This window comes from Paracholeplasma vituli (assembly GCF_025446935.1).
Lineage (GTDB): Bacteria > Bacillota_I > Bacilli_A > Acholeplasmatales > UBA5453 > Paracholeplasma > Paracholeplasma vituli.
The window spans coordinates 1-23,648 of the sequence record NZ_JAOEGN010000005.1 but is presented as its reverse complement, the minus strand read 5'-3'; the positions used below and the strand labels follow the sequence as shown (position 1 = coordinate 23,648).

The window sequence follows — 23,648 nt, the reverse complement described above, 5'->3', positions numbered from 1 at the left end:
AAAATTTAATCAGATGAAGTTTAAAGAAAACCTATCGTTGATGTTGATGTTAATGCCTTATGTGTTGTTATTCTCCATTTTTATCGCATTACCAGTAGCGGTTGCGATTACGCTATCGTTAACCTCATTTAACGTCATTCAAACACCAAATCCGATTGGATTACTCAACTTCATCAACATTTTTACTCAAGATGAAGTGTTCTTAAAGTATGTCTTACCCAATACCTTGATGTATGCCATCATTATTGGGCCGGGTGGTTATATTTTGGCATTCATCCTTGCTTGGATGATAGCACAAATCCAAAAAGGACCACGTACCATCATCGCCTTAGCCATTTATTCACCTTCGATGGTTGGGGGTGTATTCATCTCTGTTGTATGGAGAACGCTCTTCTCAGGAGATGAATCCGGGTATATCAATGCACTCTTGATGAGTTGGGACATGATTGATAGACCGATTCAGTTCTTACAATCACCAGAGTACTTGATGAATATCGTCATCATTGTTGCTTTATGGAGCAGCATGGGCGTTGGTTTCCTTGCGATGCTTGCTGGGATTTTAAATGGTAATGAAGAACTCTATGAAGCAGCCTATATTGAAGGCATCCGCAATAAGTTCCAAGAAGTTATGTACGTTACGGTTCCAATGATGAAACCTCAAATGTTGTTCGGGGCCGTTATGTCAATTGTTGGAACATTCACCAATGGGTATATTGGTGTCGCGCTATCCGGGTCAAACCCAACCCCTCAAAACGCGGCACAGTTAATTACAAACCACATCGATGATTTCGGTTTTATCCGATACGAAATGGGTTACGCAGCTGCGTTATCCGTCGTACTATTAATCATGATTTGGGTATTCTCGAAAGTAGCCTACAGGCTATTTGCGGAAAGAGATTAGGGGGCGATTTTTAATGAGTTTTCAAGGCACAAAAATCAATCCAACCAGCTTTAATCGACAACAAGTTTGGTACTATGTGGTTTTAATTCCACTCGCAGTATTCATGATGTTGCCGGTGGTGTTTATCATCAACCAAGCGTTTAAACCGCTCGATGAATTATTTTTATTCCCACCACGATTCTTTGTCCAAAATCCAACCTTTGATAACTTTACAACGCTTTTAAGAACAGCGACCTCTACGGGGGTACCACTTTCTCGTTATTTCTTTAATACCGTCATCATTACCGTGCTGATGTTATTCTTGACGATTTGGTTATCCGTAACCACGGGGTATGTATTCTCGAAAAAACGTTTTAAAGGTAAATCGGCTTTATTTGGAATTAACCAAACAGCATTAATGTTCGTAAGAACCGCTGTCGTTATTCCTACTTATTTCATCATTGTTCGAGTTGGTTTAAACAATAACCCACTCGTCCATATCTTGCCTTATCTAGCCGTGCCAGTTTCTGTATTCTTAATGAAACAGTTTATCGACCAAGTTCCAGATGTCATCATCGAAGCGGCACGTGTCGATGGCGCGAATGATTTCTATATCATTTGGAAAATCATTATGCCACTCACTAAGAACGCGATTGCAACCGTAGCAATCTTAACCTTCCAAGCAACTTGGGGCGCAGTAGAAGCCTCAAGCCTTTATATTCAAGACGAAACGATGAAATCCTTTGCGTTCTACTTAAATACCTTAGCGCTTGCGAATACCGGTTCAGCCCTTGCAGGGGTCGGTATGGCCGCTGCTGCCGGGTTAATCATGTTCTTACCAAATCTGATCATCTTTATCGTTATGCAGTCCCGTGTTATGAATACGATGGCGCATGCTGGTATTAAGTAGGAGGATCTGATGAGAAAACTAAAAGGTTTAATTTTGATCCTCATCGTCTCTATGACGTTGATGTTATTTAATCAAAAAACATTTGCATCCCCAGCGACATTTTATACAATGACACTGAATGCGAAAGGCCGTTACGTCCGCACTCAAGATGCGTATTTACCGGACAAGACCAACATGAGTTTAGGTTTAAAAGCACCTGAAGATATGATTTTCGATGAAGACAATCACCTTTGGATTGCGGACACAGGTAATGCGAGAATCGTGAAGTATGATACCTATACCAATTCGGTATTAGGTACTCTTACCTATCCAGAATTTGTGACACCAAAAGGTGTATTCGTTTCAAGTCGTGGTATTTATGTAGCAGACTCGACAGCCAAAGCGGTATTCCGTTTTGACTCAGGTATGAACTTTGTTGAAAAATATACACAACCTACCGCGATTTCATTTGGCGATACGCCATTCGCACCAAGTAAGATCGTGGTCGATAACCGCGGGAATATGTATATCTATGGCGAAGGCGTTAACAGTGGGATTATTCAACTATCTAATCGAGGTGAATTCCTAGGTTACTTTACCACCAATAAAATCCGTTTAAATCCGATTCAAAGATTCTATCAATTAATCTTCTCACAAGAACAATTCGACGATATCGCAAAACGTGATCCAGCGACATTCTCCAGTTTATTCATCGACAAAAACTCGATGATTTATACAACTACGATGTCGACACGTTTTAACGCAATCAAAAAGCACAATACCCAAGGTGGTAATATTTTCGATGAAAGTATATCCGGGGATGACGCGAGAGATATTTATGTTGATGCGCAAGGCATCATCTATGCCGGGATGCAATCTGGAACGATTTTCGTTTATGACCAACAAGGCCGATTCATTTTCAGCTTCGGGGCTGGATCAAGTTCAACGAATGAAGACGTTGCTGGGATCTTCTCGAAACTCGCTGCCATCGCGATTCGAAACGATGGTCGAATCTTCGCGCTAGACGATCAAAAGGCATTCTTACAATCATTCGAACCAACCGATTATGCCAACAAGATATATCAGGCTATCAATCTATACGAAACCCGTCAATACGAAGCAGCCATCGACGCTTGGAATGAAGTTCTAGAACTGAACCAAATGTCTGTCATCGCACACAATAAGATTGGTGAGTCTTACTTACAAATCGAAATGTACGATGAAGCGATGAAACACTTTAAACTAGCAGGTAATCGTGATGGGTACTCAGTCGCTTCGTGGGAAGTCAGAAACGTAAACATTCAAAATTCATTAGGCTTAGTCATCATTTTAGGTGTCAGCTTATTTGCAATCTACACAGTATTGAAATACGTCGATAAGAAAACAGGCACCTATGTGTTACCAAATGGTGAAACAGCACATGGACCAGGTAAGATATCTACTTATATGACGCCCATGAAGAATGTATTCAAGATGAAGTTCATCGCAGACTTATTGATGATCTTTAAGGTTATGAGACATCCAGTCGATTCTTATTACGATATCAAAGTCGGTAAGAAAGGCTCAATGATTGCAGCACTTACCATATATCTTGTCTTGTTCTTAGTATTTATCAATTACAGTGCGAATAAGGGTTTTATTTACCAATATGTTGCACCAGAAGACTTAGATATTACTGCACTCGTTTTAGGGTATTTCTCGTTAACCATTCTATTTGTGATTACAAACTACTTAGATACCTCCATTAACGATGGTATTGGTACACTTAAGAATATCTTCTTAATGTTTATTTATTCATTAGGACCTCTATTAATAGCATTCGCAGCAACTACTGCGTTATCGTTCGTGCTTACCCAAGATGAGGTATTCTTCTTGGATATCACAATGAATGTGGGTTGGGTGTGGACAGGTATTCTGATTTTTATAGGTATCAGTGAAACGCACCAATATACAGGTAAACAAACTTTAAGAAGTATCATTATGAGCATTTTATTCTTACTCATTCTAGCGATTGTATTGATCATCATCATTTCGATGTGGCAACAACTTTATCTATTCATTGAAGCCATTGTGAAGGAGGCGATTAGAAATGTTACAAACTAAAAAAATACTGATTCTCTTACTAACACTTTTAATCACCCACGTTTATGTCGTCAATGCAGCTTACATTGAAACCAATAAAGATACGAAGATGCCACCGGATGTCGCCGTGATTGTACCGCTTAACACAGAGGGGTATACTGAGCTTCACCGAAACGAAAATTTCATATTCAACTATAAACAACACAACGGTGTATTTGCGATTACAGACCGTCGAAACGGCTATACTTGGAAGACGGGGATTGACCATGACTACGATCAGTTCATTGAACGTACCGTAGAACTCTACATCGATCAAAATCCAGAAGCAACACCCGAACAAATTGAAGCCATTGCGAAACCGATTGAAGATCAAATGAACAATACCCGTGAAGGGATTGCGAACTCTTTAATCACCATTGAATACTTTAATCGTGAAAATGTCGCTAACCCAACCACCACAATTGGTAGTTCAGCGAAGACATTTATCATCGCAGAAGACCCAAATAATCCAGGAACCGAATCCGTTCAAGAACGTAAATCCGATTCCATGGATACCTCTAAAGTGAACAAAATCAACAACGATGATACCCACTATCGTGTCGATTTTAATTTCAAACGTATCGATATTGAAATCAAAGTCCACGTTTATTTCTCATTGGATGGGATTCGGTTTGAAATCCGTGATGAGGAACTTGGTGGCGAAGACATCGATATGCTGGGTGCAATCACCGTAGCCCCATTTATGGGTGCTTATGGTGGTAAGCAATTCGAATACAACAAAGTTACCGAAGATTGGGATATTCCAACGCTTAAACTCAGAAATCCTGGTTATATGCTGGTTCCAGATGGTAGTGGTGCCTTAATCCGTTTTGAAGATTATGCTTCTAAGCTTTCTGGGTATACTGGAAATGTGTACAGTGAAGATTTAGCACAGTTGAGACAACACTTCAATTCTGTGCCAAATTATGTACCATTTGAAAATCCAACCATGCCACTATTTGGTGTAGCAGTTGGAAATCAACAAGCTGCATTTCTAGCTTATGCAACCTCTGGTGAAGAATTCATGCAAGTCATTGCACGTCCAAACGACTCATCGGATTCGTATAACTTAACGAACTATAACATCATTCATAGCCGTTTTGTGTTCAATAAAGTCTATACACAGTACTATAACGAATTTGGTGGGAATTACCCATCTCTATTCGAAACACGTAACCGTTTCAACATTGATTTGAATTATGCATTCCTAAGTGGTGACGGATCAACAACAGGCTATTCGGCAGATTATGTCGGTATGGCGCTTAAATACCGTGATATTCTTCATGATCGTGGCATTCTCAATTACAAAGACCCTGTTACAGGCGATATTCCAACCCGTATTGACTTTGTCATGGCGGATGCGAAAAATGCCTTAGTCGGTACCCAAGACGTGGTTGTGACCACCATTAAACAAGTCGATAAGATTTTAAATCAACTTCAAGATGAGGGCATTACAAACATCAACAGTGGCCTTTATGGTTATCAAAAAGGTGGCATTACCCTTGGTCATAAATCGAAACCGAATTGGAGTAATTCAATTGGTAGTAAAGGTGAGTTCGATAAAGTCATCACGAATCTTGCTAAAGAAGGTATTGATGTTTCACTAGCACTCAACTATACACAAGTCACTGAAAAGCAAATGAGTCTAACTCGAAATGTATCAAAACACGTGAATGGCTGGTACATGGAAGAAATGGACCGCAGAAAAGTTGGTGTCACACAAGAATTCTACTTTGCTAGACCATCCAAAATTGTTTCTTGGATCAAATCCAATGAAAAAGCAACCCGCAGTCTTGGTATCCAAAGTATGACATTTGAAGGGTTTACCAATAAGCTTTATAGTGATTATTCGGGTACAGATACTTCTGTAAGCAAAGCGATTGAACTTTATCAAGGCGCATTAGAACAAATCGAAGCGAAACATAAAGTTAACGCAGTCAAACCGAATCAGTATCTATGGGCCTACACGGACCGCTACTTACAAACCCCAATGTTCTCAAGTCAATACTTAGTACAAACCGATACTGTACCATTCCTTCAACTGGTTTTAAACCAATCGATGGAACTCTACAGCACGTATGTTAACTTCTCATTCTATAACCAAAGAGATATCTTAAGAATGATTGACTACAATACGTATCCTGCCTTTGTATTAACCCATAATCCATCCTATGAACTCGCATCTACAAATGCGGCGGATTATTATTCCACACAGTATATTTATTACATGGATATGATTCGTGACGTTCAATCGCAAATGAATGCAGCGTTATCCAGTGTTCAAAATGCGAAATGGATCAACCGTACCGTTTTAGCGCCAGGCGTCATTTTAAATACTTACGACAATGGCATTAAGATTGTAATTAACTACACTGATACAGCCTATACGCATGCTGGCGTGACCGTTAACGCCGAAGCGTTCGGCCTCGTATTATAGGAGGACGACACCATGGCTAAATCACGTAAAAGAAAACCGATTAATCAAAACCTATCCGCCTATTTGTTCCTCCTACCTTGGATTATTGGATTTTTAGTATTCGTACTGTATCCATTATTCTATACCATCATCCTTTCCTTCAATAACGTCGTTAAGGATATCAATGGTTGGAACAATACGTTCACGGGGTTAGAAAACTACATTACCGCTTTTGTTAGAAATACCAATTTCACCCCGTTATTAATTGAATTCATCATTGTGGAACTATCTTATGTTCCAGCTATTCTCGTGTTGTCCCTCATCTTAGCGATTTTGTTAAATACCAAAATCAAGTTTAGATCGGGATTCCGATTGATCTTTTTCTTCCCAGTCGTTGTGATGTCTGGGCCAGTACTCAGTCAATTAGGGTCTTCACGAGCCACAGAACTCATTGATGTGTCGAGTATCTTAGTCTTTAGAATGATTGCGAACTACTCAGATACATTAGCGGGAGTGCTTGTTGGGATTTTCAACAACTTCTCAACCATCTTATGGTTCACTGGGATTCCAATTGTTCTATTCTTAAACGGGCTCCAAAAAATCAATTCACAGCTGTTTGAAGCGGCTCAAATTGACGGTGCGAACTCCTGGCAAATGCTTTGGAAGATAAGCTTACCGAATTTGAAGAGCACGGCTTTGGTTGTAGGGATCTTCACGGTTGTCCAGATTGCGATATTCGAAATCAATCCGATGTACGCATTCATTATTCGTACAATCAATGACAATTACACCAATGGTTTAGGCTTCGCTGCTGCAGTCGTATTGATCTACTCGTTCGTAGTCTTATTATTCATCGTCCTCATTTTCTTCTTATTAAGAGAACGTGATAAAGATGTCTATAAAGAAACCTTACAAGAAAAACAACAAAAATTTGTTAAACGTCTCCAAAGACAACAACACAGACACCGTTATCAAAATGAAACGGTTAAGGAATTTGTGAATCGTATGATTAAACGCAGAAAGGAGAAGAACCATGTCGAATGATACTTTTTTGACCAAAGCAAAACACGTTTTTAAACAAAGCGTCGCTTGGATTAAGAAAACCTACCAAACCATGGTCGATTTCCTGAAGAGTGACAAGCTCAAAAAAATGGTGTTTGGTCACTCCGCTGCGAACGGTCTCATTGGTAAATTGGCAGTTTATGCCTTATTGATTGGGATTAGCTATGTTTTCTTATTTCCGATTTTAAGAATGATTTCGATGTCATTCATGACACGTGCAGACCTATTAGACCCTGAAGTTAGTTGGATACCATCACGCTTATCATTCTCTAACTTCATCGTTTCGAACCGTGTTTTAGGGTTGTTACCACCATCCTTAATCGCTGAAGGCTTGTCCTTTGGTGAACGCATTGGTGGCATTTTCACCAACCCAGGGAACCTGTTCAAGAGTATTCGTAACGTCTTTATCCTCGCATCCATTCAAACGGTCATTACCGCATTTGCAGGATTCGCGTTCGCACGTTTTAACTTTAAGTTTAAAAACTTCTGGTTCACCATGGTATTACTTTCCTTTATTATCCCATTACCAATGGTGACGATTCCAAGAATCATGCTCTTTAGTAACTTACAGGATAAAGTTTGGATTCCAATTTTTGAAACGCTCTTTATGGATACCTTCTTAGATGGCATCATCAAACGTACACTTTTCCAAACCCTATACCCTCAAGTCATTTTAGCCCTCTTTGGACAAGGCATTAATTCAGCGATCTTAATTCTCATCTTCTATAACTTCTTTAAGATGATTCCGGTATCGCTTGATGAAGCTGCACGTGTGGACGGTGCGAAATCACTTCAAGTATTTTGGTACATCTATGTCAAACTGGTCGTACCAATCATCATCATCGTGTTCCTCTTCGCATTCATTTGGAACTGGAATGACATTTATACGGCTACTATTTTCTTTAATAGTGGAAATCCGCTCATCGTATCACGTCTCGCCTTGTTTGACTCGCAATTCGCTGGTCAAGCTGGTTCGAACCCTGATGATGCCGGAATTGCACTTATTAACGAAGGGTATAAGACCGCAGCAACGTTCTTATCGATTTTGCCTTTGTTGATTTTGTATCTATTGGCACAACGTAAGTTTATTGAAGGTATTGAACGTACCGGTATGACAGGTGAATAATATGAAAAAATGGCTTATTTTGGGGTTGCTGATTATCTCAGCACCCCTCCTTGCTTCATGTAAACAAGAAGAACCGAAACCAGAACCAACACCAACCCCTTATTGCAAAATTTGTGGGTATGAATACAATGCAGACGCCATTAACGATTACAATTTAGTGTGGTCGGATGAGTTTGATTATGAAGGTCTTCCAGAGTCCTCAAAATGGGATTACGATACCGGTGGAAGTGGTTTTGGTAATAATGAATTACAGTATTATACTAATAATGGTAACAACGCTTGGGTCGATGGTGAGAAACTCATCATTGAAGCCAAAAAAGAAGCGTATACTTCTGGCGATAGAACATGGAATTATACCTCAGCCCGTCTAGTGACCCGTAATAAAGCACAGTGGAAATATGGTAAGATTCAAGTCAATGCTAAAGTCCCTACAGGACGTGGTTCATGGCCAGCAATTTGGATGTTACCAACCAATTACATCTATGGTGCTTGGCCAAATAGTGGTGAAATCGACATCATGGAACATGTGGGTTACGACCCAAATCGTATCCATGGTAGTATCCATACACAAGCGTATAACCAGAAGATTAATACCCAAAAAGGTGGATCCAAAGTGGTTTCGGATGCAACCGCTGCATTCCACGTTTATGAAATCGAATGGTTCCCTGACCAAATCCTATTTAAGATTGATGGCGTAACTTATTACCGCTATCGTCCTTTGGCATTATTGGCTCAACCAAAAAATGCGCATTGGCCATTTGATAACCCATTCCATTTATTGCTTAATATCGCAGTAGGTGGGGATTGGGGTGCCGTACAAGGTATCGATAATGATAGTTTCCCTTGGCGCATGGAAGTTGATTACGTTCGCGTGTATCAATCACCGACCGTTCAATCATTAAGACGTAACCAATAACTGAAGGAGACTTATGAAAAAACTATTTTATATATTACTGATGTTAAGTATTGGTGTCTTTTTGGTTGCTTGTAAAGAGAAACCACCAGTGGTCATCGAAGAAGGACCAGACCAATACGATACGATAGAAGAAAAAGTGGCTTGGTGGATTGACAACCTCACATTAGATGAAAAAGTCGGCCAAATGATCCAAGCAGAACGCTCAAATAATGGCAATGGCATTACCCCTGCGAAAGCTAAAGCACTGAATATCGGATCGATTTTAAATGGTGGCGGTAACGCCCCAGCTATGAATGTTGTTAATAACTGGTATTCAATGTATGAAACGTTTTATAATGCATCGGTGGATAGCAGTTCTGGCATTCCCATCATTTATGGTGTGGATGCGGTACATGGCCACAATAACGTAAAAGACGCAACCATTTTCCCGCATAACATTGGATTGGCTGCTGCTAATAACCCAGAGCTCATGAGAGCGATTGGTGAAGCGACAGCCTATGAAATATCACAAACGGGGATCACGTATAATTTTTCCCCATCTTTAGGTTTAATTAAGGATAAACGTTGGGGTCGTACTTACGAGACACTCGGTGAAAATCCAGCCGTGGCAATGAATTTGATTAAACCCTATATTGAAGGTATTCAAACTCACGGTATTGCGGGATCCGCTAAACACTTTGTTGGCGATGGCTATACCACTTACGGTACCGGTCTATCTGGAAAACTCGACCGTGGTAATTCCATTATTTCACAAACTGAACTGGAAACCATCCACTTACCTTTATATGCAGAAGCGATAGAAGCAGGTGTGAAGACCATCATGGTCAGCTATAGCCTCTTAAATGGCGTACCCATGCATCAAAATAAACCTTTAATCACCGATACCCTCAAGGGTGAAATGGGCTTTAAAGGGATTGTTATCTCTGATTACAACGGGATTGATAACATTGAGAAAACTACCTTTCAAGGTAAAGTCATTGAAGCTGTGAATGCGGGTATCGATATGCTGATGCAACCACATAATTTTGAAGATGTGATTGCAGCCATCAAGTATGGTGTAAATAATAATCTGATTCAAATGTCACGAATTAATGATGCGGTTTCACGTATCTTAACAGTGAAGTATGAAATGGGTTTATTTGTTAAAAAAGCTCAAGTAAAGTCTGATCTTCGCAATGAAGCTTCTCTAGCTATTGCTAGACAAGCAGTACGTGAATCCCTTGTACTACTAAAAAATGAAAACCAAGCATTGCCACTTAAAAAGGATCAAGACATCTTAGTCGTCGGACCTGGTGCGAATAACATCGGGATCCAATCAGGCGGATGGACCATTTCGTGGCAAGGTGGAGACAATATTCAAACAGCAGGAACTACCATTCAACAAGCCTTTGAATCAGTTACAACAGGCACTATCTATACCTCGATTGAAGATATTAATAAAGTCGATGCAGTAGTCCTTGTGTTAGCGGAAAAACCACATGCTGAAATGATGGGGGATTCCGTTGCGCTGTCATTATCCAGTGATACTGGCTATGCTAGTAACCTGGAGTGGATTAATCAATTAGCGAACAGTCCAGTACCTGTTATTACAATCATGCTGAGTTCTAAACCACTACTCATTACCGATTACATCGATGGCTTTGATGCCTTTGTGATGGCATTCTTACCGGGGACTGAAGGTTTAGGCATAACAGATGTTCTTTATGGGGATTATGACTTTAAGGGTATCTTACCATACACATACCCACGCACCGTTGAACAAGCAATGCACACCATGTTAGACCCAGAGTATGACCCAAGTGAGTATCTCTTCGGGTATGGTTCGGGTTTAAAGTATAATTCTTAATATAAATTTACAAGTCAAAAATCGTTTTATCCGAGTATAATGGAAAGCAGTCTGAGGTGATTTGGATGGTAACCATAGCAAAAATAGCACAAGAATTAGGGGTTTCAACGTCTACTGTATCAAAAGCACTGAATGGATACAGTGAAATAAGTGAAAAAACGCGATCAAAAATAATGAATTTAGCGACTGAAATGGGCTATACACCCAATGCCACCGCACAAAGTTTGGTTCGTAAACGTGCCGATACAGTTGGTGTCGTATACGAAGTCGAATACGGTCTTAAAAACCTATTCTTTTCATCCGTTTTAGAAGCCTTTCGTCGTAATGTTCAAGGTAGAGGCTACGATATCCTATTCCTATCGGATAATGGTACTAGCCAGAACTATTTAAAACACTGTATCTCGAAGAATGTGGACGCAGTATTAGTGATTTCGACAGGTACGTCTGTTGAATCTGTACGAAAGCTGATCAATAGCGACCTCGCATTGATGATGTTTGACCCTTGGTATCAATCCAAAAACACCATTTACACCGATTCGTATAACGCGATCAAGAAGTCTTGTAAGTATTTATACGATTTGGGTCATCGAAAGATTGCATTTTTAAATGGTTCCTATTCGAATTTTATTGGACGGGAACGTCTTAAAGGCTATCTAGATTTCATCAAAGAGAAGAATTTAGAACCGTATTACATCAAGAACCATTCGAATGAATCCTATTCCTATGATGAAGGATACAAGACGATGAAAAATCTATTTGAAACTTATGGGTTGCCTGACGCAGTGTGTACAGTATCTGACCTAATGGCGATTGGAGCGTTGCACTACCTTCAAAACCATGGATACCATGTCCCAGATGACGTATCGATCATCGGATTCGATGACCTTTCCATCTGTGATATTAGTACGCCTAAATTGACAACGATGAAACAAGATATCGAAGCGATTGGGAAACAGGCGTGTGACGCGTTAATCGACATGTTAGTTCAAGGTCATAGAACCGTTAAACCCATCATTGTAGATGCGACCATAGTCGTTAGAGACTCGTGTAAAAAGAAAAGTAATCACTAATATGTGAACTAAATGGATACCCAGCTAAAAGGCTGGGTATTTTTTTTACAGATTAATTTCATTGAAAATTTACACCAATCCAATCGTTGTAACCGTTATCATTTAATTATATATAATTTATATAAAAAATCGTCTAGTAATTAAGATAGATTATGCTAAAATGAGGGTGTAAGAACCGATACATAACAGGAGAAAAATGAATATGAATGACCATCTTTGTCAAGAAAAGATTAACCTTTTTTATGCTAGAATGGCGGAAAACAAACAGAAACCAGGTCCACTCATGCCTACATTGCATGATGCTCAGACCATTTTTGGCTATATTCCTTTATCCATTCAAAAGATCATCTCAGAAGAACTTGGCGAAAGTATCGCTAAAATCAATGGCGTTGTCACTTTTTATGGCAACTTTTCAGTCACACCTAAAGGAGAACATACGGTTGCGGTTTGCTTAGGTACAGCATGCTATGTTCGTGGTTCTAAGAACCTGATGGAAACCTTGGAAAACGAACTTAAAATTAAAGAAAAAGAAACGACACCTGATGGCGAAATCACGTTGGTTTCCACCCGCTGTATTGGAGCTTGTGGCCTCGCTCCTGTTTTTTCTGTTGATGGTGCGATTCATGGAAATGCGAATGTTAGTAAGGTAAAAGAAACAATCAAAGAACTAAAGGAACTTCCACATGAAACTAATTGAGATCATGGATTTGATGGAAGCGAAAACATACACACCCTCACTGATGAAGGATAAAGACATAAACTTTGCTTTCTGTTCGGATTTAATGAGTGATGCTTTAGTCATTATGAATTCAGTCAAAGATCCAAAAATTCTTGAACACACCATCCTCATCACGGGTTTAGCCACACAACAATCCATCCGAACAGCGGAAATGCTCGATGTGGATGTCGTACTATTGGTCAGAGGTAAAATCCCTTCTGAGAAAGTCATTATGTTGGCACACGAAGCCAACGTCATGTTGTTAACCACAGAAACGACCATGTTCAATGCGAGTGGTGTTCTTTATGGTTTAGGCATACGTGGCGTAAAATACAACATTCAATGGTAAAAGAACATCAAATCATTGCGGGAAACTTTGATTTAGCTGGAAGAGCTTCCTCGGATTTAAAACGGTATCTTAAGGGGAATCTTTTATACCCTCGAACGTTTATCAGTCGCGTCTGTTCTGCCTCTTATGAAGCAGAAATCAATGTAGTTATCCATTCAGTGGGTGGGTACATGACCTACGAAATTTTGGATGATACTATCGAACTTAATTTTTACGATGATGGCCCTGGAATTTTGGATATCGAACTAGCTATGAAAAAGGGCTACTCTACGGCATCTGAAATTGCTCATATCAATGGGTTTGGAGCCGGTATGGGGCTAAATAATATGAAAGAACTCTCGGACAGACTCACCATTCATTCTAGTCCTAGAGGGACACATTTAAAGATGTTTTTTAAAGTGGGGGATCGAGATGGCTTACCTGTCCACATTACTACATAACGAACAGTACCAAAGATTAACTGGTACTGAAGATAGTTCATTCAAGGGCGTTTTCGCGACTGACTTACTTTCTACAGCCATTAAGCACATGCGTCCAGATCATATCCTCATCACACTTATTTGTAGTCAATCGACATTGAATGTGATGTCGATGTTAGACCTCCAAATCGTGATATTAACGCAGGATGCCTTGTTGACGGATGCCTTTATAGAAAAAGCGAAAGAAGCTCAAATAACCGTCATTAAGACAACCTATTTAACCCATGAAGTCATTCAGGATTTAGTTTTAAGAGGGTTACTATGAAATATGCCTATGACCTCCATATCCACAGTGTTTTATCCCCCTGCGGGGATGTGCTGATGACGCCAAATAATATTTTTAATATGGCGTCATTAAAACAGCTAAATATCATCAGTGTTACCGATCACAACAGTTTAAAACAAATTCCAGTCTGTTACGAATTATCGAAGAGTTATGACTTTTTATTCATACCTGGGGTTGAAATCACTGTTAAAGAGGGTTTCGATGTGTTATGTTACTTCAAACATATCGAGGAAGCTATGCAGTTTGATCACATCCTTGAAACCTACTTACCCAAACAAACCTACGATACGGACTATTATGGTGAACAGTGGATGTGTAACATCGACGATGAAGTCGTAGAAATGTATCCTTACTTGCTAGCGACCCCATTAGAACTTGGTATAGAGAATTTGATCGATGTTCTAAAACCATTTGATTACATTCTCATCTATGCCCATATGGATAAAAAAAGTAGAAGTGGGTTAGCCTATACTCAGTCCTATCCATTAGATGGCTTTGAATATCGTAACCCTGACCTTAAAAAGCATAATAACGATTTATATAATTCCGATGCACACCAGATCATCGATATTCTAGAAGTCGGACAACCTAATCAAATCGAGCTCGACACGTTGTCGATAGAAGCCTTCTTTAGGTATTTTGGACATGATTAGATTAACCGATTATATCTATGACCTCATTCAAAATTCAATACAAGCCAAATCAAAGCATATTGAACTCACGATTAGTGAAGGACCCCTATTAGAGGTCTTGATTAAAGATGATGGTATCGGTATGGATGAAGCTACCTTAAAACGAGTAGAATCTTTCACCTACACCTCTAGAACCACTCGAAAAGTGGGATTAGGCCTTTCCCTAATCCACGATTTAACGAAACAAACCGATGGCTATTTTAAAATCGAATCTAAACAAAATATCGGGACAACCCTCTTTTTAGGTTTTAACTCGAAACACATTGATTTCCCTGAAATGGGTGATTTAGCTGAATTGGTTTCAGATATCTACATGCATCAAGATATAAAGCATTTTACGTTTATCTTTAATACAATTTGTGTTGATTTGGATGAACTTGGTTTGGATTCACTACCCAAGACATTCAAGCGTCGCAACCAATTATACGAAATCGTTAAGAACAAATTAATAGAGGTGGCTAATGAAAACACTAGATGAATTAAAGAAACTCCGTGATGAATCCTTAAAAAAGATGACGATGCGTTATCAAAAAGATGGTTTTCGCGTGCAAGTAGGGATGGGGACCTGTGGGATTGCTTCAGGTGCTAGACCCATTCTCAACGCATTTTTGGAACAATGTGAGTTTCACGATTTAAAGAATGTCACTGTGACCCAAGTTGGGTGCATGGGTGAATGTGCGTATGAACCGATGGCAGAAATCATTGATGAATCCGGACAGTCCTATATTTACTGTGCTTTGACGATTCCGATGGTTAGACAAATTGTGGAACGTCATATCGTTAACCATCAACCCATAACGAAGTATTTACTCTCAGAGAGAAAGGACAAATAACCATGTTAGAACGTATTCAAGTCCTCATCTGTGGGGGTACAGGGTGCATGAGTTCACACTCAAAAGAGATTAAGAAAGCCTTTGAAAATGAACTCACATTGTTGGGCATTAAATCCGAAGTCGGGCTTGTTTTGACCGGTTGTTTTGGTCTATGCGAAAAAGGACCGGTCATTGTAGTCTATCCCGATGAAACATTCTATTCACACGTTACGGTATCCGATGTCAGAGCCATTTGTGAAGAACACCTCTTAAAAGGTCGTCCAATACAACGCCTCATGGTTAACGACCCGATTGCTAAAACCAAGATTAAACAAATGAGCCAACTCAAATTTTACGCGAAACAACGCCGCATCGCTCTTAGAAATTGTGGTCAAATCAATCCGCTGGATATCAATGAGTATATTGCGAAAGATGGCTATTTAGGTTTAGGTAAAGTGCTAACTGAAATGACTCCTGAAGGTGTCATTGATGAAGTCATCGCCTCAGGCTTAAAAGGTCGTGGCGGCGGTGGATTCCCAACGGGGATGAAATGGCAGTTTGCGAGAAGTTCTCAAAGCGACATCAAATACGTTATTTGTAACGCCGATGAGGGCGACCCCGGTGCCTTTATGGACCGTGCGATTCTCGAAGGTGACCCTCATTCCGTTTTGGAAGCGATGGCCATTTGTGGTTACGCGATTGGTTCAAAACAAGGTTATATCTATGTCAGAGCAGAATACCCAGTCGCGGTAGAAAGACTTCAAAACGCGATTGAACAAGCCCGTGAATATGGCTTGTTAGGTGAATATATATTAGGTACTGACTTCTGTTTTAATATTGACATTAGACTCGGGGCTGGTGCGTTTGTGTGCGGTGAAGAAACCGCACTCATTAAATCCATCGAAGGCTACCGCGGGATGCCGGTATTAAAACCGCCATTTCCTGCCGTTAAAGGTCTTTGGGGTAAACCAACCAACGTCAATAACGTCGAAACCTTAGCGAATATCCCGATTATTTTCTTACGGGGTTCGAATTACTTTAGATCGATTGGTACCGCGAAATCACCAGGGACGAAAGTATTCGCATTAGGTGGCAAAATCAATAATACCGGTTTAGTAGAAGTTCCAATGGGAACTACGCTACGTGAAGTTGTCTACGATATTGGTGGCGGTATTCCCGGTAAACGCAAATTTAAAGCGATTCAAACCGGAGGACCTTCCGGTGGTTGCATAACCGAAAAAGATTTAGATACCCCGATTGATTTTGATAACTTAACGGCCTTAGGTTCAATGATGGGGTCAGGTGGAATGATTATCATGGATGAAGACAACTGTATGGTCGACGTAGCCAGATTCTATTTAGACTTTACTGTGGATGAATCCTGTGGAAAATGTACGCCATGTCGTGAAGGTACTAAGCAAATGCTTGATATCCTCAATAAGATTTGTGAAGGAGAAGGTACACTCGAAGACATCGATGAACTCGAACGTCTGGGAGAAATGATTAAGAAAACCTCACTTTGTGGTCTTGGACAAACGGCTCCGAATCCAGTGTTATCTACGATCAAGCACTTTAGAGAAGAATACATTGCCCACGTGACCGATAAAACGTGTCCAGCTGGGGTGTGTCGAAACCTTACACACTTCGTCATCCACGATAACTGTATCGGATGTACAAAATGTGCGAAGAACTGTCCAGTGAACGCCATCTCAGGATGGCCAAAACAAGTTCACATTTTGGACCAAGAAATTTGTATTAAGTGTGGTGCTTGTAAGAAAGCTTGTCCTGTCGGTGCCATCACCTCTGAACCATTACACCAAGGAGTATCCCTATGAAACCTGTACATATCACCATCAATGGGCTACCATATACGGTCGATAGCGACCAAACCATCTTAGAAGCTGCAACCAAAAACAATGTCTTCATTCCACGTCTTTGCTTCTTAAAAGACGTTCACGAAGAAGCGAATTGTCGAGTATGTAGTGTTAAAATCGAAGGTCAAAAGAATTTAAAACCAGCGTGTAAGACTTTAGTCACAGAAGGAATGAACATCCTTACCGATGACCAAGACGTTTACGATACGGTGAGCATGAATCTAGAACTTTTGACCCACCGTCACCATTTTGAATGTTTCAAATGTTCACGAGAAGATAACTGTGAATTTCTAGACTTACTTCGAAAATACTCCATCGATAATGAGTTCTCACAACTTTACGGTATGTTTGATGAAGATAATTACTATTATCAAGATGACAACGGTGTCATGATTATCGATAGCAGTAAATGTATTCTATGTGGCCGTTGTGTCTCAGTTTGTGAAAAACAATCGGGATTATCGGTTTTAAACTTTAATAATCGTGGAAATAAAACCTATGTAGGTCCCGCATTATTTCATAGTTTAGACGATGCTGGTTGTATTTACTGTGGGAAATGTATTGGGGCCTGCCCAACAGGGGCTTTACGTGAAAAAGACGATATCAAAGCGGTTGAACGCGTTTTAAGAGACCCTAAGAAAAAAGTTGTTGTTCAAGTTGCACCTGCAGTCAGAGCGGCCTTAGGAGAAGCCTTTGGTTATCCGATTGGTACGGATGTTGAAGGTAAAATGTTCCATGCGCTTAAAGAACTGGGTGTCGATGAAATCATGGACACCAATTTCACAGCCGATTTAACGATATTAGAAGAAGGTACTGAATTTATTCATCGTTTAGAACACGATGGTCCATTTCCAATGTTTACATCCTGTTCACCCGGTTGGATTAACCTAGTTGAACTGTACTACCCAGAATTTATACCCAATTTATCGAGTTGTAAGAGCCCTCAACAAATGGCTGGTGCACTCATCAAAACGTATTATGCAGATAAAATGGGGTTTGACCCCAAAGATATCGTTTCAATATCGATTATGCCTTGTATCGCTAAAAAAGCAGAAGCACGTAGAGAGGGTATGGGTCGAGATGGAAATCTAGATGTCGATTACGTCTTAACGACTCGAGAATTCGCAAGACTCATTAAACGACGTGGGATTGATTTTAGGAATCTTGAAGATTCGAAACCATTTGGGATGTTGGCAACCTACACCGGAGCCGGTGCTATCTTTGGTGCGACTGGTGGGGTTATGGAAGCGGCGCTTCGAACAGTCTCAGAAATATTAGAGAATAAAGAAACTCCAATCGATTTCTTAGAAATGCGTGGGACCCAGGATGTTAAAGAGGCGACCTATACCCTTCAAGGTAAAGAAATTAATGTTGCTGTCGTCCATGGTGGAGCCGCATCGAAAGCATTCCTTGAACACTTAAAAACTACCGATAAACAATACCATTTCGTGGAATTTATGGGTTGTACAGGGGGTTGTATCAATGGTGGCGGACAACCTGTAGTGACCGCGAAAGACCAAGAAAAATACGATGTAAGATCGTTAAGAGCGAGTGTACTATATAAGATCGATGAAAAACAACACTTACGCAAGAGTCATCAAAATCCGTTCGTATTAGAACTCTATCAAAACTTCTTAGGTGAACCCCATTCGAAGAAGTCTCATGAGCTCTTACATACCACTTATAAAAAGAGAAGCCCATATGCTCAAATTGAGTAAAAAAGGCTTATTAGGCCTCTTAATTACCCTATTATTTAGCCTCAGTGGATGTCGTAAAGACACCCTTGAAATACTCATTCCAACGGGTGGACCTGCCTACGCAACCAGTTATCTTCAAACCAACTCAGAGTATAAAACGACAGTCGTGAGTGGATCAGAGGCATTAACTGCAGCGTTTAATGACATTGGATACGATGTCATCATCGCACCAGTCAATTTAGGTGCCAAACTCTATAATGCGAAACCTAATTATCCGTTAGTCGGGGTCATCACCTGGGGTAACTATTATTTAATCAGTGAGACATCTATCGATTTATCGACCATAAATCGTTTAGAAGTCACTGCGTTTGGGGAAAACCAAATTCCGGATTTCTTGATTCAATTTATCTTCAATCAGTATCAAATCGAGTACGATATTACGTATTTGGATTCTGTCGCCGCGATCACAAGCGCTTATTTATTAGATTCCTCCAAGGTTTATTTAATAGCAGAACCCAGTCTAAGTATCCTCGAGACGAAACAGGTTGTTCATAAAGTGGATTTACAAGTCCACTATCAAGAAATCACACAAATGGATGGTTTTCCTCAAGCCGGTGTATTTGTCCTCAAAAACGTATCGAGTGAAAAGAGATTAAAACTCATTCGTGATTTAACGTCCTCGATTCAACAAATTAAGACGAGTACTGATGCGTATACACAACTGAAAACGGTCGGTATCGAGTTACCGGAATCCATTTATCAACAAGCAATCACAAACTCACACATCGAATTTAAGGATGCGTACGCATCCAAAGCAGCACTTATTGACCTTTTTGAACGCATTTACGCTTTTAATCAAGCGTTTATAGGAAAACTTCCAGACGATTCATTTTATAGGTAATTTATGCGAAAATGGATGACTTACTCTTCAATTTTATCGATCCTCATGGTTTGGTATGTGGTCTATCTTGTGGTCGACCACCCACTTTTAATGCCAAGCATTGAAGATACTTTCCTAGCCCTAATGAGGCTTTTCGGCAGCAGGGATGCCCTACTCGCAATCGCGCACACTTTTGTGCGCCTTGGCATCAGTATCGGCATCTCGCTCCTATTAGCGTTTATTATGACCTATTTAAGTTATCAATATAAACACATTGAAGCGTTTATAGAGCCCTATATTGTTTTATTAAAAACCATTCCACTTGTATCTGTTATTCTAGTCATCTATGTATTGATTCATTTTAGTTTAGCAACCTACGCAATCACATTTTTAATGGTATTTCCGTTATTATATCAAGCGATTTTCAGTGGTTTACAAGCGATAGATTCTAGCTATATCGATGTCTATCGACTCGAAAAGGGGAGCTTTTATCAAGGGGTTAAATACCTATACTGGCCGATGATTCAACCTTATTTAATTCTTGGGTTATTACAATCACTTGGTTTAGGTCTAAAAGTCATTGTGATGGCAGAATTCATCACACAGTATCGTAACGGTATTGGACGGTTGCTCTATCAAGCAAGAACCAATCTGGCCTATGATCAAATCTTCGCGATTACCATTTTATTGGTTGTTTCAACTTTTTTGATAGAATCACAAATTAAGCGGTGGAACCACTCTATTCAAAATAAATAGCACAATTCGTTTGTGTTTTTTTCTTTTTTTGTCGTTCTTAATGTAAAATATAAGTGAGTATCAACCGAAAGGACTGATCTGTATGTTTCAAGTAAAAGACCTTGTATTCACGTATCCTAAAAACTCAGAACCCACCCTAAAGGGAATATCTTTTGAGATAAAAAAAGGGGAGATTTTTGGGTTTCTTGGTCCATCTGGTGCGGGTAAAAGTACGACACAGAAGATCCTGATTAAACTTTTAGACCGCTATCAAGGCCAAATCCTATATGATGGCAAATCGCTTTTAGATTGGGATCAACGCTTTTTTGAAGACATTGGGGTGTCTTTTGAAATGCCGATTCATTTTTCAAAATTAACAGCGATGGAAAACATCGAGTTCTTCAAGAAGTTATATAAGCGTAACACCGATATCGATACTTTACTCAAAAAGGTAGGTCTTTGGGAAGACCGAAACAAACGGGTTTCAGAATTCTCTAAGGGCATGAAAATCAGGTTAAATTTTGTCAGAGCGATGTTGAATGACCCAAAGATGCTCTTTCTAGATGAACCGACCAATGGGTTAGACCCACTGAACGCGAAGATTTTAAAGGATTTAATCAAAGTATTTAAAGATCAAGGTGGGACAGTCTTTATTACTTCACACATCATGGCCGATATTGATCAACTGTGCGACCGAGTTGCGTTCATCGTCGAAGGCGAAATCAAAGAGATCGATTCGCCAAGAAACTTGAAGATTAAGTATGGTAAACGCACCATTAAAGTAGAATACTTAGAAGACCACCAAACTAAGAACAAAGTGTTCCCTATGGATGAGATTGGTCAAAATAAAGATTTCTTAGAATTGATTCAAACTAAAACTGTTGAAACGATCCATAGTGGCGAAACAACCCTTGAAGATATCTTCATTCAAGTGACAGGGGTGGGGTTGAATCATGGGTCCTAAAATCCTTTATCTGATTCAAGGTGAATTGTTAAGACTGAATAAATACCGTGTGACATTGGTTTCTTTCTTAGTCGCACTGATTTGGGGATTAGCCTTATATTTCATTGATGATATGGATATATTAAGTCGGCTATTACCGCTCATTATTCAAATGGAAGTCACCATGATGAGTATCATTTTTATCGGTTCAATTTTGTTTTTTGAAAAATCGGAACAAACCATCTCAACATTATTAGTCACACCGATTTCTACCGGTGAACAAATCTGGTCCAAAGTGATTGCGAACACAATCCATCTGTTATTCTCTAGTGTACTGATTCTTTTGGTATTTTATTTTATTAAAGAAGTAGAAGTTCATTTTATTTGGATGCTTATTGGGATAATACTATCCCTTGTATTCCACAGTTTATTGGGTTATGTATTTTCATATCATTCTAAAGACTTTACCTCCATGTTACTTGGGGTAATGATGTTCATCATATTGTTATCTATACCTTCTTTATTGCATCAATTTGATTTGGCTTTTAAAGGCGAAGTGTGGCGTTATATCTTATTAATTACACCAGCACAAGCCTCTATTGAACTCATCACATTCGGTTTTACAGGTAAGTTCGTCCTAGCGACTCTAGTTAGTTATGTGGTACTTATTTCCCTTACGGTTGCGTTATACTTTGGTTATGTAAAAAGAGCTTATAAAACCTACGCAATCAAGCAAGGAGGAATTTAGTCATGTTTAAACGTGTATTGATGCATGAACTAAAGAATATATTTAGAGATAAGATGTATGCGTTCTTTATGGTTTATCCAATCATCATCGGGATTGTCGCCTATTTCTTAATCCCATACTTAAGAACTGAAGTGGGGGATTTAGTCGCAAATATCGTCGCTTTGATGTTCGTCATCATGACTTCATTCATGTTTGGAGCAATCACAGGCTTTACACTCCTTGATGATCAGGATGACCAAGTTTTGTATTCACTCCGGATTACACCAATTAAAGTATCTGACTATATTTGGATTATACTCATGATGAGTTATATACTCGGTGTGATTTCAACCTTTTTATTGGTTTTCATTACAAAGTTATTTGAATCCTCAGTTATGAACATGGTCGGTATTTCACTACTCGCTTCTCTACAAGCACCGATGCTTGCGTTATTCATCAATGCTTTCGTATCTAATAAAGTGGAAGGGTTTGTCTTTATGAAATCCACTGGAATCATCGTTATGATTCCGATGGCGGCGCTATTTTTGACTAATTGGACTGAGGTTTTCTTAGGGATGGTTCCAGGATTTTGGGTTGCGAGAATTGTATCGATGTCGATGATACCCGGAGATTATTTTTTGAATGAGATTTTGTATTATATACTAGGGTTTGTTGTTAATTTTGGATTCATCGGACTGTTATTTTGGAAGTATCGAAAACGTGTTCAAATCTAAAAAAAGAATCCACAATTTGGTGGATTCTTTTGATTATGAATTGAAATATAATGATTATATGCTATAATTAAAAATGCTGGAGAAATACCCAAGTCCGGCTGAAGGGTCTGGCCTCGAAAACCAGTAGGGCGAGAAGTCGCCGCGGGGGTTCAAATCCCCCTTTCTCCGCCATATTAGCACGACAGTGTTGATACAATAGTATCGACTTTAAAGAATATGAAAATAGGGAGATAATCCCTTTTTTCTTTAAATAAAACAAGTCTATAAGTGTAAACGTCAAATAACTACACCCTAAGATTAAAAGAACGCCCAGCAGTTTGCACTGTTGGGCGTTTTCGTCACTGTTAGTCCATTCCCGCCATGTCGGCGATTGGAGCGTTCTTAGTCATTTTGTAG

General features: G+C 39.6%; 23 protein-coding genes and 1 tRNA gene. All 24 read left to right on the top strand.

Annotated elements, in window-relative coordinates; genetic code table 11:
* Positions 1-13 precede the first annotated feature (13 nt).
* Entirely contained in the window at positions 14-901 is an 888-nt protein-coding gene (locus tag N7603_RS03430; protein WP_373425356.1) for a carbohydrate ABC transporter permease, read from the top strand.
* A gap of 13 nt (positions 902-914) precedes the next feature.
* On the top strand, positions 915-1,790 hold the full coding sequence (locus N7603_RS03425; RefSeq protein WP_262095944.1) for a carbohydrate ABC transporter permease: 876 nt from the start codon (positions 915-917) through the stop codon (positions 1,788-1,790).
* Positions 1,791-1,799: 9 nt separating this feature from the next.
* A complete protein-coding gene (locus tag N7603_RS03420; RefSeq protein ID WP_262095943.1) occupies positions 1,800-3,872 on the top strand; it encodes a YIP1 family protein in 2,073 nt (690 codons plus the stop codon).
* Positions 3,859-6,327 carry a DUF5696 domain-containing protein gene (locus tag N7603_RS03415; protein ID WP_262095942.1) on the top strand — a complete coding sequence of 823 codons (2,469 nt, stop codon included), beginning with the start codon at positions 3,859-3,861 and terminating at the stop codon, positions 6,325-6,327. Before N7603_RS03420 ends, N7603_RS03415 begins: the two co-directional genes overlap by 14 nt.
* A 12-nt stretch (positions 6,328-6,339) precedes the next feature.
* Complete coding sequence (locus N7603_RS03410) at positions 6,340-7,350, top strand: carbohydrate ABC transporter permease (RefSeq protein ID WP_262095941.1); 1,011 nt, start codon at positions 6,340-6,342, stop codon at positions 7,348-7,350.
* A complete protein-coding gene (locus tag N7603_RS03405; protein ID WP_262095940.1) occupies positions 7,340-8,494 on the top strand; it encodes an ABC transporter permease subunit in 1,155 nt (384 codons plus the stop codon). Before N7603_RS03410 ends, N7603_RS03405 begins: the two co-directional genes overlap by 11 nt.
* Position 8,495: 1 nt before the next feature.
* Entirely contained in the window at positions 8,496-9,410 is a 915-nt protein-coding gene (locus N7603_RS03400; protein WP_262095939.1) for a glycoside hydrolase family 16 protein, read from the top strand.
* 13 nt (positions 9,411-9,423) lie between these two features.
* Entirely contained in the window at positions 9,424-11,256 is a 1,833-nt protein-coding gene (locus N7603_RS03395; RefSeq protein WP_262095938.1) for a glycoside hydrolase family 3 protein, read from the top strand.
* Positions 11,257-11,321: 65 nt separating this feature from the next.
* The gene (locus tag N7603_RS03390) at positions 11,322-12,326 is read left to right on the top strand and encodes a LacI family DNA-binding transcriptional regulator (protein ID WP_262095937.1); all 1,005 of its coding nucleotides are present in this window, start codon (positions 11,322-11,324) and stop codon (positions 12,324-12,326) included.
* A 202-nt stretch (positions 12,327-12,528) separates the two neighbouring features.
* On the top strand, positions 12,529-13,023 hold the full coding sequence (locus tag N7603_RS03385; protein ID WP_262095936.1) for an NADH-quinone oxidoreductase subunit NuoE family protein: 495 nt from the start codon (positions 12,529-12,531) through the stop codon (positions 13,021-13,023).
* Positions 13,010-13,393 carry a hypothetical protein gene (locus N7603_RS03380; protein ID WP_262095935.1) on the top strand — a complete coding sequence of 128 codons (384 nt, stop codon included), beginning with the start codon at positions 13,010-13,012 and terminating at the stop codon, positions 13,391-13,393. The genes N7603_RS03385 and N7603_RS03380 overlap by 14 nt, the downstream gene beginning before the upstream one ends.
* A complete protein-coding gene (locus N7603_RS03375; protein ID WP_262095934.1) occupies positions 13,387-13,833 on the top strand; it encodes an ATP-binding protein in 447 nt (148 codons plus the stop codon). Before N7603_RS03380 ends, N7603_RS03375 begins: the two co-directional genes overlap by 7 nt.
* The gene (locus N7603_RS03370; protein ID WP_262095933.1) at positions 13,805-14,137 is read left to right on the top strand and encodes a DRTGG domain-containing protein; all 333 of its coding nucleotides are present in this window, start codon (positions 13,805-13,807) and stop codon (positions 14,135-14,137) included. Before N7603_RS03375 ends, N7603_RS03370 begins: the two co-directional genes overlap by 29 nt.
* Positions 14,134-14,811, top strand: a complete 678-nt coding sequence (locus N7603_RS03365) for a PHP domain-containing protein (protein ID WP_262095932.1) — start codon at positions 14,134-14,136, stop codon at positions 14,809-14,811. The genes N7603_RS03370 and N7603_RS03365 overlap by 4 nt, the downstream gene beginning before the upstream one ends.
* Positions 14,804-15,328: an ATP-binding protein gene (locus tag N7603_RS03360; protein WP_262095931.1), complete on the top strand. Its 525-nt coding sequence runs from the start codon at positions 14,804-14,806 to the stop codon at positions 15,326-15,328. The genes N7603_RS03365 and N7603_RS03360 overlap by 8 nt, the downstream gene beginning before the upstream one ends.
* On the top strand, positions 15,312-15,683 hold the full coding sequence (locus tag N7603_RS03355) for a (2Fe-2S) ferredoxin domain-containing protein (RefSeq protein ID WP_262095930.1): 372 nt from the start codon (positions 15,312-15,314) through the stop codon (positions 15,681-15,683). The genes N7603_RS03360 and N7603_RS03355 overlap by 17 nt, the downstream gene beginning before the upstream one ends.
* A 2-nt stretch (positions 15,684-15,685) precedes the next feature.
* The gene (locus N7603_RS03350; protein WP_262095929.1) at positions 15,686-17,497 is read left to right on the top strand and encodes an NADH-quinone oxidoreductase subunit NuoF; all 1,812 of its coding nucleotides are present in this window, start codon (positions 15,686-15,688) and stop codon (positions 17,495-17,497) included.
* Complete coding sequence (locus N7603_RS03345) at positions 17,494-19,254, top strand: NADH-dependent [FeFe] hydrogenase, group A6 (protein ID WP_262095928.1); 1,761 nt, start codon at positions 17,494-17,496, stop codon at positions 19,252-19,254. Before N7603_RS03350 ends, N7603_RS03345 begins: the two co-directional genes overlap by 4 nt.
* Positions 19,238-20,134: a hypothetical protein gene (locus N7603_RS03340; RefSeq protein WP_262095927.1), complete on the top strand. Its 897-nt coding sequence runs from the start codon at positions 19,238-19,240 to the stop codon at positions 20,132-20,134. The genes N7603_RS03345 and N7603_RS03340 overlap by 17 nt, the downstream gene beginning before the upstream one ends.
* 3 nt (positions 20,135-20,137) lie before the next feature.
* Entirely contained in the window at positions 20,138-20,869 is a 732-nt protein-coding gene (locus N7603_RS03335) for an ABC transporter permease (RefSeq protein ID WP_262095926.1), read from the top strand.
* A gap of 82 nt (positions 20,870-20,951) precedes the next feature.
* Positions 20,952-21,812, top strand: coding sequence for an ABC transporter ATP-binding protein (locus N7603_RS03330; protein ID WP_262095925.1), 861 nt, complete (start codon positions 20,952-20,954; stop codon positions 21,810-21,812).
* On the top strand, positions 21,802-22,539 hold the full coding sequence (locus N7603_RS03325) for an ABC transporter permease (RefSeq protein ID WP_262095924.1): 738 nt from the start codon (positions 21,802-21,804) through the stop codon (positions 22,537-22,539). The genes N7603_RS03330 and N7603_RS03325 overlap by 11 nt, the downstream gene beginning before the upstream one ends.
* Positions 22,540-22,541: 2 nt before the next feature.
* The gene (locus N7603_RS03320) at positions 22,542-23,252 is read left to right on the top strand and encodes an Rv2686c family ABC transporter permease subunit (protein WP_262095923.1); all 711 of its coding nucleotides are present in this window, start codon (positions 22,542-22,544) and stop codon (positions 23,250-23,252) included.
* A gap of 78 nt (positions 23,253-23,330) precedes the next feature.
* Positions 23,331-23,423 (top strand) — tRNA-Ser (locus N7603_RS03315).
* Positions 23,424-23,648 lie beyond the last annotated feature (225 nt).

Bases quoted from the DNA above. Each gene is read 5' to 3' on its own strand.
- N7603_RS03430 (WP_373425356.1), top strand. From the start codon at position 14: ATGAAGTTTAAAGAAAACCTATCGTTGATGTTGATGTTAATGCCTTAT.
- N7603_RS03425 (WP_262095944.1), top strand. From the start codon at position 915: ATGAGTTTTCAAGGCACAAAAATCAATCCAACCAGCTTTAATCGACAA.
- N7603_RS03420 (WP_262095943.1), top strand. From the start codon at position 1,800: ATGAGAAAACTAAAAGGTTTAATTTTGATCCTCATCGTCTCTATGACG.
- N7603_RS03415 (WP_262095942.1), top strand. From the start codon at position 3,859: ATGTTACAAACTAAAAAAATACTGATTCTCTTACTAACACTTTTAATC.
- N7603_RS03410 (WP_262095941.1), top strand. From the start codon at position 6,340: ATGGCTAAATCACGTAAAAGAAAACCGATTAATCAAAACCTATCCGCC.
- N7603_RS03405 (WP_262095940.1), top strand. From the start codon at position 7,340: ATGTCGAATGATACTTTTTTGACCAAAGCAAAACACGTTTTTAAACAA.
- N7603_RS03400 (WP_262095939.1), top strand. From the start codon at position 8,496: ATGAAAAAATGGCTTATTTTGGGGTTGCTGATTATCTCAGCACCCCTC.
- N7603_RS03395 (WP_262095938.1), top strand. From the start codon at position 9,424: ATGAAAAAACTATTTTATATATTACTGATGTTAAGTATTGGTGTCTTT.
- N7603_RS03390 (WP_262095937.1), top strand. From the start codon at position 11,322: ATGGTAACCATAGCAAAAATAGCACAAGAATTAGGGGTTTCAACGTCT.
- N7603_RS03385 (WP_262095936.1), top strand. From the start codon at position 12,529: ATGAATGACCATCTTTGTCAAGAAAAGATTAACCTTTTTTATGCTAGA.
- N7603_RS03380 (WP_262095935.1), top strand. From the start codon at position 13,010: ATGAAACTAATTGAGATCATGGATTTGATGGAAGCGAAAACATACACA.
- N7603_RS03375 (WP_262095934.1), top strand. From the start codon at position 13,387: ATGGTAAAAGAACATCAAATCATTGCGGGAAACTTTGATTTAGCTGGA.
- N7603_RS03370 (WP_262095933.1), top strand. From the start codon at position 13,805: ATGGCTTACCTGTCCACATTACTACATAACGAACAGTACCAAAGATTA.
- N7603_RS03365 (WP_262095932.1), top strand. From the start codon at position 14,134: ATGAAATATGCCTATGACCTCCATATCCACAGTGTTTTATCCCCCTGC.
- N7603_RS03360 (WP_262095931.1), top strand. From the start codon at position 14,804: ATGATTAGATTAACCGATTATATCTATGACCTCATTCAAAATTCAATA.
- N7603_RS03355 (WP_262095930.1), top strand. From the start codon at position 15,312: ATGAAAACACTAGATGAATTAAAGAAACTCCGTGATGAATCCTTAAAA.
- N7603_RS03350 (WP_262095929.1), top strand. From the start codon at position 15,686: ATGTTAGAACGTATTCAAGTCCTCATCTGTGGGGGTACAGGGTGCATG.
- N7603_RS03345 (WP_262095928.1), top strand. From the start codon at position 17,494: ATGAAACCTGTACATATCACCATCAATGGGCTACCATATACGGTCGAT.
- N7603_RS03340 (WP_262095927.1), top strand. From the start codon at position 19,238: ATGCTCAAATTGAGTAAAAAAGGCTTATTAGGCCTCTTAATTACCCTA.
- N7603_RS03335 (WP_262095926.1), top strand. From the start codon at position 20,138: ATGCGAAAATGGATGACTTACTCTTCAATTTTATCGATCCTCATGGTT.
- N7603_RS03330 (WP_262095925.1), top strand. From the start codon at position 20,952: ATGTTTCAAGTAAAAGACCTTGTATTCACGTATCCTAAAAACTCAGAA.
- N7603_RS03325 (WP_262095924.1), top strand. From the start codon at position 21,802: ATGGGTCCTAAAATCCTTTATCTGATTCAAGGTGAATTGTTAAGACTG.
- N7603_RS03320 (WP_262095923.1), top strand. From the start codon at position 22,542: ATGTTTAAACGTGTATTGATGCATGAACTAAAGAATATATTTAGAGAT.